The organism is Enterococcus sp. XAF26B05_ASV22, assembly GCF_056727285.1.
In genome coordinates this window covers 2892783-2906111 of sequence record NZ_CM161538.1, presented here as the reverse complement: position 1 = coordinate 2906111, position 13329 = coordinate 2892783, and the positions used below count along the sequence as shown (strand labels likewise).

The window sequence follows — 13329 nt, the reverse complement described above, 5'->3', positions numbered from 1 at the left end:
AAAAGTATGAATAAAAAAAGAATAATTATTATGCTGGCTTCTATCATGTGTATGGTGGCACTCGCATCATTTTCATCAAATGTGAGTGCAGCTGACAACCAAAATGGTGGACAAGTTGCGACTGAGGGAATCATTACGTTTTATGAAGACTCCACCGAACCAACAACAGAACCTTCAAAACCAACCCCGCCTAACTCGTCTGAACCTAAGGTCACAAAACCTGTTGGAAGATATCCTTCCACGGGCGAAATTATCAAAGGCTCAATTGGGATTAGCGGAATTGTTCTAGTTGCTGTTGCACTTTTTATTTTCTTCAAGAAGCGTAAAAAAGAACAGGAGGCAGATGAATGAAAAAGAAAAGATTGATTTTAGCTGCCTTCATGTTGTTTTTAGCAACAGTAGGAGTAATGGATTTTGCATCTGCGGAAGAAAAAACGGTGACAGGTCGTGGAACCGTCGAATACACTGGCGAACATCCAAAAGAGCCAGTTGATCCTGAAAACCCAGTCAAGCCAGTTGATCCAGGTCCAGGACCCTCAACGGATGGGGATCTTAGATTTGATTTTGCGCCGACGTTGAATTTTGGTAGAAGTAAAATCACTGAAACAGACCGCAACTTTTACGTGAATGCGCAATTGTTTCATGATGGCACGCCTGCCAGAGGCAACTACTTGCAAATAACGGATTCCAGAGCAGAAGCTTCAGGATGGACGCTTCAAGTTCGTCAAGAGTACCAATTTAAAAATGATGTTATTCAAGATGACGCTGAAAAAGAATTGAAAGGGGCAGTTCTATCCTTTGATAAAGCGTGGGCAAATTCTGCGTATACTCAAGAGAAATCGCCCCAACTCAGTAAAGATATCATTCAATTGAATGCACCTGGCACAACATTTCCAGTAGCTTCAGCTGATCAAGGACAGGGAAAAGGCACATGGATTATCTCCTTTGGAGCATCCGCTGAAAATAATGGTGACCAAGCAAACACCATTTTCCCTAAAGTTGATGAAAAAAATCAGCCGGTCTTAGATGAGAACTTCGAAAATCAGCAAGTTCAGGGAAACAAAGCAATCTTTTTATCCGTACCGGATGCAGTTAAAATCCATCCTGTACAATATCAAACCGAGTTAACTTGGATATTAGCCGAGTTACCATAAAACACACACATATATAAACTAGGAGGAAACACAAATGAAATTCAAAACATTATGTTCAGTAGCAGTAGTAGCAGCAATCACAACAGGAGCTTTAGCACCGATGGCAGCGAATGCTGAAACAGAGGCAAAATCATTAACAGGTAAAGGTGAAGTAACGTACGAAGAAGATAACGGAACAAACAAACCTGGTGACCCTGAAATTCCTGATGGAACAGACGTTGATCCAGGGAAAAATCCGGACATCACAATTAACCCTGATGGCGGACCAATCACAATAGACGTTGTTTCTAACTTGATTTTCCCTAACCAAAAAATTGGTGTATCACCAAAACCAACAACAGCAACAGCAAATCCTGTTTCATTAACGTTGACAGATGGAACAACTGTAACACGTGGTAACTACGTACAATGGACAGATAAACGTGCAGGGAATGACCACAAATACCAAATCAAAGCAGCGATGACTAAACAATTTACTAACGGTTCAAATACGTTGAACAATGCAACAATTTCTTATGCTAATGGCTTCCTAAACTCAGAAATGGGAGAAGCGAACTGGCCAAAAACTCGTCCAGCAGACTTTGTTTTATCTCAGGATGGAGTGAGTCAAGTTGTTCTTGACAACAATACAGCTGAATCAACAGGTGCCCGTGGTTTAGGTACATTCTACGCTGAATTTGGGACATCAACTGCAGATGCTAAAAATACTCTTGAAGAAAAATCTACTGGTTTAGCAGGCAAATCTGTTGAATTATCAGTTCCAGCTGGTCAAAACATTGTTAAAGGTAAATATGTTGCGGATATTACTTGGTCAATCGAGTATACTCCAGCTCCAGCAGCTCCAGCAGCTCCAGAAACTCCAGAAACCCCAGCAGAATAATTAAAAATAAAACATAACAAAATAGTCAATACTCAAGATGCTGATTCCTTTATTGGAATCAGTGATCTTGTTTATAGTTTTGAATGGAAGAAGGAAAAATTATGAAAAATAAACTAACATACATAGTAACAGCAGTTCTTATTTCACTTATTACATTTATCGCAAGGCCAACCAATAGTCTCGCTCAAGAAGCAGGTGGTGCAACAGGATTTGTTTATGAAATTAAATTTCCTGAAAATCAACAAAAAGAGGCTGGCTATTTTGATTTAAAAATGACACCCGGTCAAACCCAAAAAGTACAAGTGTTACTAAAAAATCCACGAGACAAAGAAATAACCGTTGAAACAAGCCTAAATGGTGCCAAAACGAACATGAATGGTGTTTTAGAATATGGTCCAATCAATCTAAAAAAAGACGCATCGCTAAAATATGATTTTGTTGATCTTGTTAAAGCGCCAGAAAAAGTGGTATTACCACCAAACTCTGAAAAAACATTAGACATAGAAATTACCATGCCCAAAGCCTCTTATGATGGTGTGATTGTCGGCGGAATTCAGTTGAAAAAAGCAGATGATGAGGATCAAAAAACGCAAAACGGCGCAAACGTAATCAATAAGTACGCCTATGTTATTGCGATGGTTTTACAAGAAACAGATACTAAAGTAGAACCAGAATTGAACTTGAATAAAGTCAATGCAGGACAATCAAATGCGCGAAATGTTGTCTATGTGGATGTTTCCAACACGAAAGCAAACTTCTTAGACAATTTATCAATGGAAGCTCAAATCATGTCGGACAAAAGCGATGAAGTATTGTACGAAACAAAGAAATCTTCCATGCGGATGGCCCCAAACTCTAATATGACTTTTCCTGTAAGTATGCAAGGAGAGGAAATGGTTCCAGGGAAATACCGCGCGCACATTTTGGCAACTTCTGGAAGTAAAAAATGGGAATGGACAGAATCATTTGAAATTACTGCAGAAGAAGCTGATAAATTTAACCGAGAAGATGTTGGATTAGTCCAAGAAAAAGGAATTAACTGGCCACTGATCATCGGTGCAGCAGTAGGATTGTTCGTTGTTATTTTAGTTATTTTCTTTATTATTCGTATGATTCGTAAAAGAAGAGAAGCGGCTAAAAAAGCAGAACGTCATAAAAAGAACAAGCTAAAGTAAGGAACATACTAGCTGGAGGGAAGGATCATGACAACATTAGATTGGTTTTTTAGCATAGGATTAGTGTTGGCAGTCCTTGCCATCCTATTTTTTATCCTTTTTCTGGTTTTAACAATCAGAACTGGAACTAAATTAAAAACTATAAGTAGAAAAAGAGCCAAAACAAAGAAAAAGAAGAAACGACTTCGCATTGCAAAAAAGAAATTGATTCGACAAAAGAAGAATCAGCGCACAGCTGCGATTATTTCGTTAGTGGCAAGTCTATTGCTAGGAGCTGGCGCTTTTTATTCGGCTTATTATCAAGCAATGAATTTAACCACAGATGACTCTGACTCAATTTCTAAAGGGTATTATCTTTTAAGTGATTTTAATGGTGAATTGTCCAAAGCAGGCAGTGGATCAGAATCTCAAGATAAAATGGAAACAAATTTGCGTTATCTTGCAAATAGCATCGCAAGTTATGGAACGAAAAAAGCCAGTACTGTAAATACCCAAGAAGGCCAATTAACCTTAAACCGTTATTATAATGCAATGAAAGAACTCGGTACAAACGTAATGAGAAATTACACTCAAATTTATAACAATCCTGATTTGGCAAAAGGCTATCAAGAAGATGTCAAGAAAGTAAAGGAATACGAACAAAAAGTATTCAAACTGTACAATATCAATGAAGCTGCTTTGGATCAAAAAAAGTAAACAATTGAGGTGATTTATCATGGAATCACAAAAACGTACAGCCAAAAAGAAAAAATACCGCGCTAATCAAAATCAAAAACGGAAGCCGAAAAATGTAAAACCACAAAAAAATAGTTCATCAAAAATCAAAAAACGGCGTACAGGAAAATCAAAAAAAGCGCTCATGGAAGCCAAAAAGAGGAGAAAGAATCGCAAACGAAAAATTTTTTTATTGGAATTTTTAGGTGCAATAGCTATTACTAGTATTCTCGTTTTCCTCATGTCTTTGTTTTTATTTTCTCTTCCTAAAGTTGAAGGATATTCTATGGTTTCCACATTGAGAGATGGAGATCGGGTTTACGTAAATAAGATTGGGAAACTCAAAACGTTTGAATTAGTATATGTTCAAATACCAGGAACCAAGGAAAAAGAAGTTCGACGAATCATCGGGATGCCAGGACAAAGGGTAACCTATAAAAATGATCAGCTGCAAATAGATGGACAAGATAGAGAAGAAAAATTTATCTTCGATGAAAAGCAAACTTCACAAGAAAACGGTCGACTTTATACGGATGATTTTTCGATTTTTACTTTAACTGGAACATCAAAAATTCCAGAAGGAAAATACTTACTGTTAGGGGATAATCGACCGTATTCAGTTGACAGTCGTCAGTATGGATTAGTAGATCGAAAAGATATTATTGGTGTGGTGGAAATGAGAATCTTACCGTTGCATCTGTTACAAAGATTCTAGTTTTCTTCATATCTGAAAGATGGTTTATTTATAGAAGTGATAAGACAGGCCCAACAGCTTTGTCTTATTTTTTAATGGTAAACTGTATTTTTTTGCAAATAGCAAGTCTTTTGCTAGATAATCTGTTATACTAGTAAGCGTTACAAGTTCCCGAAAGGATTTGTTGTAAAATAGTAGACTTTTCGATGAAATATTCTTGTTGGATATGAAGCGAGTGGTACTACATTTTGTACAAAGATGCCTTGTAACCGACTAAATTTAGGGGGAATACATTATGACAGAGAGACATTTATTTACATCAGAATCAGTTTCAGAAGGACATCCGGACAAAGTTGCCGATCAAGTAAGTGACGCAATACTAGATGCGATTTTAGAACAAGATCCGCTAGCCCGTGTGGCATGCGAAACAAGTGTAACAACAGGTTTGGTTTTAGTTTTTGGAGAAATATCTACTACTGCATACGTAGATATCCAAAAAGTTGTTCGGCAAACATTGAAAGATATTGGCTATACACGAGCTAAATATGGATTCGATGGCGATACCGTTGCAGTTCTTGTTGCAATAGACGAGCAATCACCCGATATTGCACAAGGGGTGGATGATGCACTAGAAACACGTGGTGAGAAAGATACCAAAGATGATATTGGAGCTGGAGACCAAGGATTGATGTTTGGTTTTGCAGTAGATGAAACGCCAGAATTAATGCCGTTACCAATCTCTTTAAGTCATAAACTTGTAAATCGTTTAGCACAATTACGTAAAGAGGAAAAATTGCCTTATCTACGTCCTGATGCAAAATCACAAGTGACAGTAGAATATGATGAAAACGGCAAACCGCAACGTGTAGACACAGTTGTGATCAGTACACAACATGATGAAGAAGCTACGCTGGAGCAGATTCAAAAAGACGTGAAATCTCTCGTCATTGAAGAAGTGATTCCAGCAGAATTACTAGATGAAGAAACAAAATACTTTATTAATCCTACAGGTCGCTTTGTTATTGGTGGACCTCAAGGAGATGCCGGCTTAACTGGACGTAAGATCATCGTCGATACATATGGCGGATATGCTCGTCATGGTGGCGGCGCCTTTTCTGGAAAAGACGCGACTAAAGTTGATCGTTCTGCAAGCTATGCAGCGCGATACATTGCAAAAAATATCGTTGCAGCAGGATTAGCTGAAAAAGTTGAAGTTCAGTTAGCGTATGCCATTGGTGTAGCACAACCTGTATCGATTTCAATCAACACTTTTGGGACAAGCGAAGTACCTGAAAGCAAATTGATCGAAGCCGTTAGAGAAAATTTTGACCTGCGTCCAGCGGGAATTATAGAAATGCTTGACTTACGCCGTCCAATCTACAAGCAAACGGCAGCATATGGTCATTTTGGTCGTACAGACATTGAACTACCTTGGGAGCAGACAGATAAAGTCGATGCAATCAAGAAAAGCTTGATGGAGTAAACGAGGCGGCGCTACTAATGAAAATTAGTGGCGCCGTTTTGCTGTGAACCACCACGACTGGCTCCGCCAGAGTGGATGATGAACAGTACTTGACGACCAAAGGGAGAGAAGTTGCCTATTAAAAGAAACATCAAGTATACTACAAAGTTCCATCTAATCAACAGTACTAGGAACCAAAGAGAGCGTCGCTACCTTACTTAGTAAAGTCTCAACACTGTACCAATAAAATGTTGTAAATGAATTCATAAGTAACTTTATTAAACTAAAAAATAGCAAAAGGATGGAGATACATGGAAAGAAAAACAAACGTCAAACTTGTAACAATCAGTGTTTTTGTTGCAACATTTATGACAGCAATCGAAGGAACAATTGTTTCAACAGCAATGCCAACAATCGTAGGATCATTACATGGCATGGAAATTATGAACTGGGTCTTTTCTATTTATTTATTAACAAATGCGATGCTAACACCGATTTACGGAAAGCTAGCAGATAAAATTGGGCGTAAACCGATATTCATGGTTGGAATTATTATTTTTATCATTGGTTCGTCACTTTGTGGTTTAGCACAAAATATGATGACATTGATCATTGCTCGGGCAATTCAAGGAATTGGAGCAGGAGCAATCATGCCTGTTGCTTTAACGATTTTAGCTGATATTTATTCAATTGATAAACGTGCAAAAATGCTTGGATTAAATAGTGCTGCGTGGGGAATTGCTAGTATATTTGGTCCACTTGCAGGTGGATTTATTGTGGACACAGTTGGTTGGCACTGGATTTTCTTCATTAATGTACCGATCGGACTTGTTTTAATGGGCTTGATTGCTTACTTTTTAGTGGAACCAAAAAGAGAAAAATCTAAAGTACCAATGGATATCTTAGGTAGTGTTCAACTGATGTTCGTTTTATTAACACTGTTATTAGGATTCCAATTAATTGGTGATGGTGGTTTTAGCTTAAAAGTATTTCTTTGTTTGGGCGCATCAGTTTTATTCTTTATTGGCTTTATTTTTGTGGAAAAAAGAGCCAAAGATCCTGTTATTGATTTAATGCTGTTTAAAAATTCTACGTTTGTGATTGTTAATATCGTAGCGGCTTTGATCAGTGGCTTTTTGATGGGCGTAGAAGTTTATATTCCAATGTGGATGCAAGGCGTTTTAGGGAAAAGCGCAGGGATTGGTGGCTTAGTATTAGCGCCTATGTCCATTTTATGGATGGTCGGTTCGTTCATTGCGAGTAATTTAATGGAGAAACATACAACAAAACGAGTACTGACGATTGGCTTAAGTATTACATTGTTAGGCGGTATTTTCTTAGTATTAGTACCAGCGTCCATTTCATTTGTCTGGTTCTTTGCGATTTCTTCTGTTTTGGGTGTTGGTTTTGGGATTACGATCACAACCACTACAGTGACGGCTCAAAGCAGCGTGGATCCATCTGAAATGGGTGTTGCAACGTCATTTAATACATTAGCGAGAACCATTGGACAAACATTGATGGTATCAATTTTCGGGGTAATCATCAATGCAGTCACAACCTCAGAATTAGCGAAAAGTACATTACAGGTCGATCCGGATGTGATGAATCAACTTGTTAATCCACATACAGCAAATACAATACCAGCAGATTTACTGAGACCTTTACGAGGTATGCTTTATGCAGGTCTTCATAATGTATATGTCGTTGGGATTGGCTTGATTATTGTTGCGATTATTTTAAATGTGAGTGTTAAAAAGAAAATAGCAAAGTAGATGGATCATTATTTCTTTATAAAAAAGAACCATGATAGACGAAAATTTGACATACAAAGTTCATAATTACTTTGTAAGATAAAGACATACCAAAGGCAACTAAACAAAATAAAGTTCGTTTCATTTTAACTCCTCCTCCCGCTCGTTCTTCATTGAAGAACGAGTTTTTTTGATCTATACAGTGCAAAAAAAGAGCGATTTAATGCTACAATAATAGAAAACAGAAAATGAGGGAGATTGGATGGCTTTTTTGCAAGCAAATATTTATTCTAACGTGTTAGAAATGGAAGTATCAGTAAATGTAGTTTTACCACAAAAAACAGAGAAAAAAATTGGTACTGCTACAAAAGGAAATTTTACAGATGTCCCTGTCTTGTATCTACTTCATGGGATGGGGGGAAATCATAGCGTATGGGCACGTCGGACTTCGATAGAACGTTATGTTTCGGATTTAGGGCTGGCTGTGATTATGCCATCTACAGACCTGGGTTGGTACACGGATACAACCTATGATATGAATTACTGGACGTTTATTTCTGAGGAACTACCAACCATCTGTCATGAATTATTTCCTCAACTATCAACGAAAAGAGAAAAGACGTTTGCGGTTGGATTATCGATGGGGGGATACGGTGCTTTAAAACTTGGGCTTGCCAAACCTGAAAAATTCGGTGCTGTGGCTTCCTTATCAGGTGCTGTGAATCTTGCTGGTAGAATAGAAGATTTGCTAGCAATCAAAGGGAGAACGTTTTGGGAAGGAATTTTCGGTCCATTAGAAAATGTTCAAGGATCGATCAATGACCCTATGTTTTTACTAGACCAACTAGTCGCTAGCGGGGAGAAAGTACCAGATATTTTTCTTTGTTGTGGTGAAGAAGATTTACTTCTTTATGGAAATAAAACAATGGCAAATGCACTAAAAACTCGCAATATTGATCATACATTTAAAACGGGGCCAGGTAACCACGATTGGGTCTTTTGGGATGAGTGGATTCAACGAGTATTAAACTGGCTACCATTAGAAAATAAAAAAAGCTTGGACAAATAAAAATGTCTGAGCTTTTTTGCGTATTTAATACTAGACGAACGTATCTAACCCATTCAAAAATACCCGCAATGTTTTCATAAAGAAATCTTTTTGTTTTTCCTTCTGGCGATAATGAATACTTTCGCTGATATTGTGTAACTCATGCTCTTGAACGTATTGTTTCATCAAGATAATTTGCGTTTTCAAATAGTCGTCACCGGCCATGACTTTATTATAAAGTTTCTTCTCTTCGGCAGAATCCATCAGCATGCCAAATAGTAAATGCTGTAAAGAGGTAACCGTCATATAACTTAATTCGATGGAGAAACCAGCTTGATTTAGAATCCCGAGAATGGCGTCTAGATTTCTTAAACGCGATGGATAAGAAGGAATTGTATGAATTTCGATCTCCATAGCACAAGGATATTGTTGATACAGTTCATAATAGTTTTCCATATAAGCATAAATTGTTTCTTTCCAATTTTCTTGCGGTTTTGGTGGGATAAATTGATTTTCAATCTCTTCCGCCATACATTGCAGCAACGCTTGTTTATTTTCTACATGCCAATAAATAGCGGGGGCTTTTATATCAAGCTTTTGAGCGACTTTCCGCATGGATAATTTTTCTAATTCAGGATTTTCTGTTAATAACTGAAATGCAGCTTGAACGATTCTTTCTTTTGATAATTTTGATTCCAAATTTTCTCATCCTTTTATATAACAACTATAGATTAATTTCTTGAAATTTTTTCTCAGAAATGGTACATTGGTGTGCGGCTTAATTTTACAGTGTTAAATTAAGGGAGTCAAACAAAGGATTAATGTCTCATCTTGTATGCTCATGAACGAATTATAACACTAAATAATCGTTGAAAGTTGTACAGAGAATCAAGTTAGGCTAGTTTTACAAAGAAAGTTGGGATATAAATGAGTATTATTATGGAACATGTTAAAAAGTACAAGTTGGAAGTTACCATAGCGTTGTTTACTGTCGTTATTATGGTCATGTCGGCATTATGGCAACCTAAACTATTACAAAAAGTGTTAGAAGCAATTATTAAAGAGGATAAGAGCCAAATGAAAGAACTGGGGTTGTATTTGATTGGAATCGCAGGTTTAGGGTTGATTGCTGGTGTTTTCAACACGATTTATTCTGCAAAAGTCGCACAAGGTGTGAGTGCAGATATTCGTGAAGCAACGTTTCGTAAGATTCAAACTTTTTCATTTGGAAATATCGAAGAATTTTCAGCAGGAAATTTAGTTGTTCGTTTAACCAATGATGTGACACAAATTCAAAATGTGATCATGATTGCATTACAGTCCTTATTTAGAATCCCGATTTTATTTATCGGTAGTTTTATTCTAGCGATGATGACATTACCACAATTATGGTGGGTCATCGTGTTATTAGTTATCGCTGTATTCATTATCACAGCATTATCATTTTCACAAATGGGCAAACATTTTATGATTATCCAAACATTGATCGATAAAGTAAATGGATTAGCAAAAGAAAATCTTTTAGGAATTCGCGTGGTGAAATCTTTTGTTCAAGAGAAGAATGAGTTAAATCGCTTCACCAAAGTCAGTGAAGAATTGACGAAACATAATTTGATTGTTGGAACACTATTTTCTGTCATGATTCCCTCATTTATGTTAGCAGCTAATCTCGCGGTTGTAGGATCGATTTTTCTAGTTAGTAACCTAGTCAAAGATGACCCAACTGTAATTGGCGGAATTGCTTCGTTTATGAGCTATTTGATGCAAATTATGATGGCGATTATTATTGGTGGAATGATGATGATGATGACCTCTCGTGCGGCGGTCTCAATCAAACGGATCAAAGAAGTTATGGAGACAGTTCCAGCGCTTACGTATAAAGATGTACCAGAACAAAATTTAGACGGAAGCGTGGTATTTGATCATGTTAGTTTCCGTTATCCAGGTGATGAGACAGATACTTTGAAGGATGTTTCATTTTCTATTAAACCTGGTGAAATGATTGGGATCGTAGGTGCAACTGGTGCTGGTAAATCCACTTTAGCACAATTGATTCCACGTTTATTCGATCCTTCTGAAGGGACGGTAGAAGTTGGTGGTATCGACTTGAAAGAGGTTAATGAGCATAGTTTGCGTAAAGCGGTCTCTTTCGTATTACAAAAAGCAATTCTTTTCTCTGGTACCATCTCGCAGAATTTACGTCAGGGAAAACGGGATGCGAGTGAAGCGGATATGTCTCGGGCAACTGAAATTGCACAAGCAAAAGAATTCATCGAGAAATTAGCGCTACAATATGAAGCGCCTGTTGCTGAACGAAGCAATAATTTTTCCGGGGGCCAAAAACAACGTTTATCTATTTCACGAGGCGTAATCGGAGATCCTAAGATCTTAATCTTAGACGACAGCACAAGTGCCTTAGATGCTCGCTCAGAACGTTTAGTTAGAGAAGCTTTGGATAGAGATCTAAAAGATACAACTACGATCGTGATTGCACAAAAAATATCTTCAGTTGTTCATGCAGATCGTATTTTAGTTTTGGACAAAGGTCATTTAGTGGGTGAAGGTACCCATGAACAGTTAGCTAAAACAAATTCAATCTATCAAGAAATCTACGAAACACAAAAAGGAAAGGATGAAAATAATGACTGATTTAATAAGAGCAAGTAAATTCTTTTTTCATTATTTAAAACGGTATAAACTTTCCTTCTTGTTTATCTTTGTAACGATTGTTATTGCAACTTATTTACAAGTAAAAGCGCCTCAATTTATTGGGGAAGCGATTCAAGAATTGGCAAATTACGTGAGAGCTTTAGGGCAAGGAACAGATGATAAGAGCAAGTTTATCGATATTACCTGGAAGTTATTGATTTTTTATGTACTGACTAGTGCAGCAAATTTTATTTACAGCATTTTATTCACGCAAGTTGTTGGAAAATCAACAAATCGTATGCGTATAGGATTATTCAATAAATTAGAAAAGTTAACGATTCGTTTCTTTGACTCTCATCAAGATGGTGAAATTTTAAGTCGTTTTACCAGTGATTTGGATAACATCCAAAATAGTTTGAATCAAGCATTGCTTCAAGTGTTGACCAATCTTGCATTATTCATCGGAGTGTTGATCATGATGTTTCGTCAAAATGTTCAGTTGGCATGGGCAACGATTGCTTCTACACCTGTAGCAATACTGATTGCTGTCGTTGTTATCAGCAAGGCAAGAAAATATGTTGATATCCAACAAGATGAAGTTGGTAAATTAAATGGTTATATGGATGAAAAAATCAGCGGACAACGCGTGATCATTACAAATGGTTTACAAGAAGAAACAATCGATGGTTTCTTAGAACATAATGAAACAGTGCGTAAAGCAACATTTAAAGGACAAGTTTACTCTGGTCTATTGTTTCCAATGATGCAGGGAATGTCTCTTGTAAATACCGCTATTGTTATTTTCTTTGGTGGTTGGTTAGCCTTGAATGGTGATTTGGAAAAAACTGTTGCGTTAGGATTAGTAGTAACATTTGTTCAATATTCACAACAATATTACCAACCGTTGATGCAGATTTCTTCTGGTTACAGTATGATCCAGTTAGCGATTACTGGCGCTCGTCGTTTGAATGAAATGTTTGATGAGCCAGATGAAATTAATCCAAAAGATGGAAAAGAAATCGATGGAATCAATGAATCCGTTTCGTTGAATCATGTTGAGTTCGGCTATGATCCAGAAGTGCCAATTTTAAAAGACGTTTCAATTAATGTAAGTAAGGGTGAAATGGTCGCTTTAGTTGGTCCGACAGGTTCAGGAAAAACGACAATCATGAATTTATTGAATCGTTTTTATGACGTAAATAGTGGTTCGGTTACATTTGATGGAACGGACATTCGTGAAATTGAACTAAGTAGCTTGAGAAGTCACGTAGGAATTGTCTTACAAGATTCCGTTTTATTCTCTGGTACAATTCGAGCAAATATTGCATTCGGTAAACCAGAAGCCGTTGAGGAAGACATTATAGCGGCGGCTAAACAAGCGAATATTCACGAGTTCATTATGGAGCAAGAAAAAGGCTATGATACTGAAATCACTGAGGAAAATAATATTTTCAGTACGGGACAAAAGCAACTGATCAGTATTGCGAGAACCATCATCACAAATCCATCATTATTGATTTTAGATGAAGCGACTAGTAACGTAGATACTGTAACAGAAGCTAAGATCCAAAAAGCTATGGATGAAGCAATCAAAGGCAGAACCAGCTTCGTAATTGCTCACCGTTTGAAAACAATTTTGAATGCAGATCGTATTGTCGTTTTAAGAAATGGTGAAGTGATTGAAGAAGGAAGTCATCATGAATTGTTGAAACAAGAAGGTTTTTATTCAGAACTTTATTACAATCAGTTTGTATTTGAGTAAATAGTCTAAAATAATATAAGAAAATCAACATGTAAAA

General features: G+C 37.0%; 12 protein-coding genes and 1 riboswitch. Of the genes, 11 read left to right on the top strand and 1 reads right to left on the bottom strand.

The features are described from left to right. Window positions 1-6: 6 nt before the first annotated feature. The 9 genes from AC1PU0_RS14360 to AC1PU0_RS14320 all read left to right on the top strand — a co-directional run bounded on the left by AC1PU0_RS14360 (window position 7) and on the right by AC1PU0_RS14320 (window position 8902). On the top strand, window positions 7-351 hold the full coding sequence (locus AC1PU0_RS14360) for an LPXTG cell wall anchor domain-containing protein (RefSeq protein ID WP_111247595.1): 345 nt from the start codon (window positions 7-9) through the stop codon (window positions 349-351). Then, on the top strand, window positions 348-1154 hold the full coding sequence (locus AC1PU0_RS14355; protein ID WP_206848955.1) for a WxL domain-containing protein: 807 nt from the start codon (window positions 348-350) through the stop codon (window positions 1152-1154). Before AC1PU0_RS14360 ends, AC1PU0_RS14355 begins: the two co-directional genes overlap by 4 nt. A 34-nt stretch (window positions 1155-1188) precedes the next feature. Next, on the top strand, window positions 1189-2034 hold the full coding sequence (locus tag AC1PU0_RS14350) for a WxL domain-containing protein (protein ID WP_479998506.1): 846 nt from the start codon (window positions 1189-1191) through the stop codon (window positions 2032-2034). A gap of 101 nt (window positions 2035-2135) precedes the next feature. Further along, the gene (locus AC1PU0_RS14345) at window positions 2136-3209 is read left to right on the top strand and encodes a WxLIP family cell surface protein (protein WP_069653579.1); all 1074 of its coding nucleotides are present in this window, start codon (window positions 2136-2138) and stop codon (window positions 3207-3209) included. Window positions 3210-3236: 27 nt separating this feature from the next. After that, window positions 3237-3905 carry a hypothetical protein gene (locus AC1PU0_RS14340; protein WP_206848960.1) on the top strand — a complete coding sequence of 223 codons (669 nt, stop codon included), beginning with the start codon at window positions 3237-3239 and terminating at the stop codon, window positions 3903-3905. Window positions 3906-3924: 19 nt separating this feature from the next. Continuing rightward, on the top strand, window positions 3925-4638 hold the full coding sequence (gene lepB, locus AC1PU0_RS14335; protein WP_242596534.1) for a signal peptidase I: 714 nt from the start codon (window positions 3925-3927) through the stop codon (window positions 4636-4638). Between the two features lie 135 nt (window positions 4639-4773). Then, a riboswitch (SMK box riboswitch) is annotated at window positions 4774-4915 on the top strand. Next, the gene (gene metK / locus AC1PU0_RS14330; RefSeq protein ID WP_206848962.1) at window positions 4913-6100 is read left to right on the top strand and encodes a methionine adenosyltransferase; all 1188 of its coding nucleotides are present in this window, start codon (window positions 4913-4915) and stop codon (window positions 6098-6100) included. (Overlaps the previous riboswitch by 3 nt.) 290 nt (window positions 6101-6390) lie before the next feature. After that, complete coding sequence (locus AC1PU0_RS14325) at window positions 6391-7854, top strand: MDR family MFS transporter (protein WP_069653582.1); 1464 nt, start codon at window positions 6391-6393, stop codon at window positions 7852-7854. A 241-nt stretch (window positions 7855-8095) separates the two neighbouring features. Beyond that, window positions 8096-8902 (top strand): alpha/beta hydrolase, encoded by an 807-nt coding sequence (locus AC1PU0_RS14320; RefSeq protein ID WP_206848964.1) that lies wholly within the window; start codon window positions 8096-8098, stop codon window positions 8900-8902. Window positions 8903-8932: 30 nt separating this feature from the next. On the opposite strand, the gene AC1PU0_RS14315 is transcribed toward AC1PU0_RS14320, so the two are convergent. Then, window positions 8933-9580 (bottom strand): TetR/AcrR family transcriptional regulator C-terminal domain-containing protein, encoded by a 648-nt coding sequence (locus AC1PU0_RS14315; protein ID WP_111247602.1) that lies wholly within the window; start codon window positions 9578-9580, stop codon window positions 8933-8935. A 228-nt stretch (window positions 9581-9808) separates the two neighbouring features. Here AC1PU0_RS14315 and AC1PU0_RS14310 point away from each other — a divergent pair, with 228 nt between their 5' ends. Further along, the gene (locus AC1PU0_RS14310; RefSeq protein ID WP_111247603.1) at window positions 9809-11530 is read left to right on the top strand and encodes an ABC transporter ATP-binding protein; all 1722 of its coding nucleotides are present in this window, start codon (window positions 9809-9811) and stop codon (window positions 11528-11530) included. Next, window positions 11523-13292, top strand: a complete 1770-nt coding sequence (locus tag AC1PU0_RS14305; protein WP_206848966.1) for an ABC transporter ATP-binding protein — start codon at window positions 11523-11525, stop codon at window positions 13290-13292. Before AC1PU0_RS14310 ends, AC1PU0_RS14305 begins: the two co-directional genes overlap by 8 nt. Window positions 13293-13329: the final 37 nt, after the last annotated feature.

Excerpts from the sequence above, each read along its gene's own strand:
- AC1PU0_RS14360 (WP_111247595.1), top strand. The coding sequence starts at position 7 with ATGAATAAAAAAAGAATAATTATTATGCTGGCTTCTATCATGTGTATG.
- AC1PU0_RS14355 (WP_206848955.1), top strand. The coding sequence starts at position 348 with ATGAAAAAGAAAAGATTGATTTTAGCTGCCTTCATGTTGTTTTTAGCA.
- AC1PU0_RS14350 (WP_479998506.1), top strand. The coding sequence starts at position 1,189 with ATGAAATTCAAAACATTATGTTCAGTAGCAGTAGTAGCAGCAATCACA.
- AC1PU0_RS14345 (WP_069653579.1), top strand. The coding sequence starts at position 2,136 with ATGAAAAATAAACTAACATACATAGTAACAGCAGTTCTTATTTCACTT.
- AC1PU0_RS14340 (WP_206848960.1), top strand. The coding sequence starts at position 3,237 with ATGACAACATTAGATTGGTTTTTTAGCATAGGATTAGTGTTGGCAGTC.
- lepB (WP_242596534.1), top strand. The coding sequence starts at position 3,925 with ATGGAATCACAAAAACGTACAGCCAAAAAGAAAAAATACCGCGCTAAT.
- metK (WP_206848962.1), top strand. The coding sequence starts at position 4,913 with ATGACAGAGAGACATTTATTTACATCAGAATCAGTTTCAGAAGGACAT.
- AC1PU0_RS14325 (WP_069653582.1), top strand. The coding sequence starts at position 6,391 with ATGGAAAGAAAAACAAACGTCAAACTTGTAACAATCAGTGTTTTTGTT.
- AC1PU0_RS14320 (WP_206848964.1), top strand. The coding sequence starts at position 8,096 with ATGGCTTTTTTGCAAGCAAATATTTATTCTAACGTGTTAGAAATGGAA.
- AC1PU0_RS14310 (WP_111247603.1), top strand. The coding sequence starts at position 9,809 with ATGAGTATTATTATGGAACATGTTAAAAAGTACAAGTTGGAAGTTACC.
- AC1PU0_RS14305 (WP_206848966.1), top strand. The coding sequence starts at position 11,523 with ATGACTGATTTAATAAGAGCAAGTAAATTCTTTTTTCATTATTTAAAA.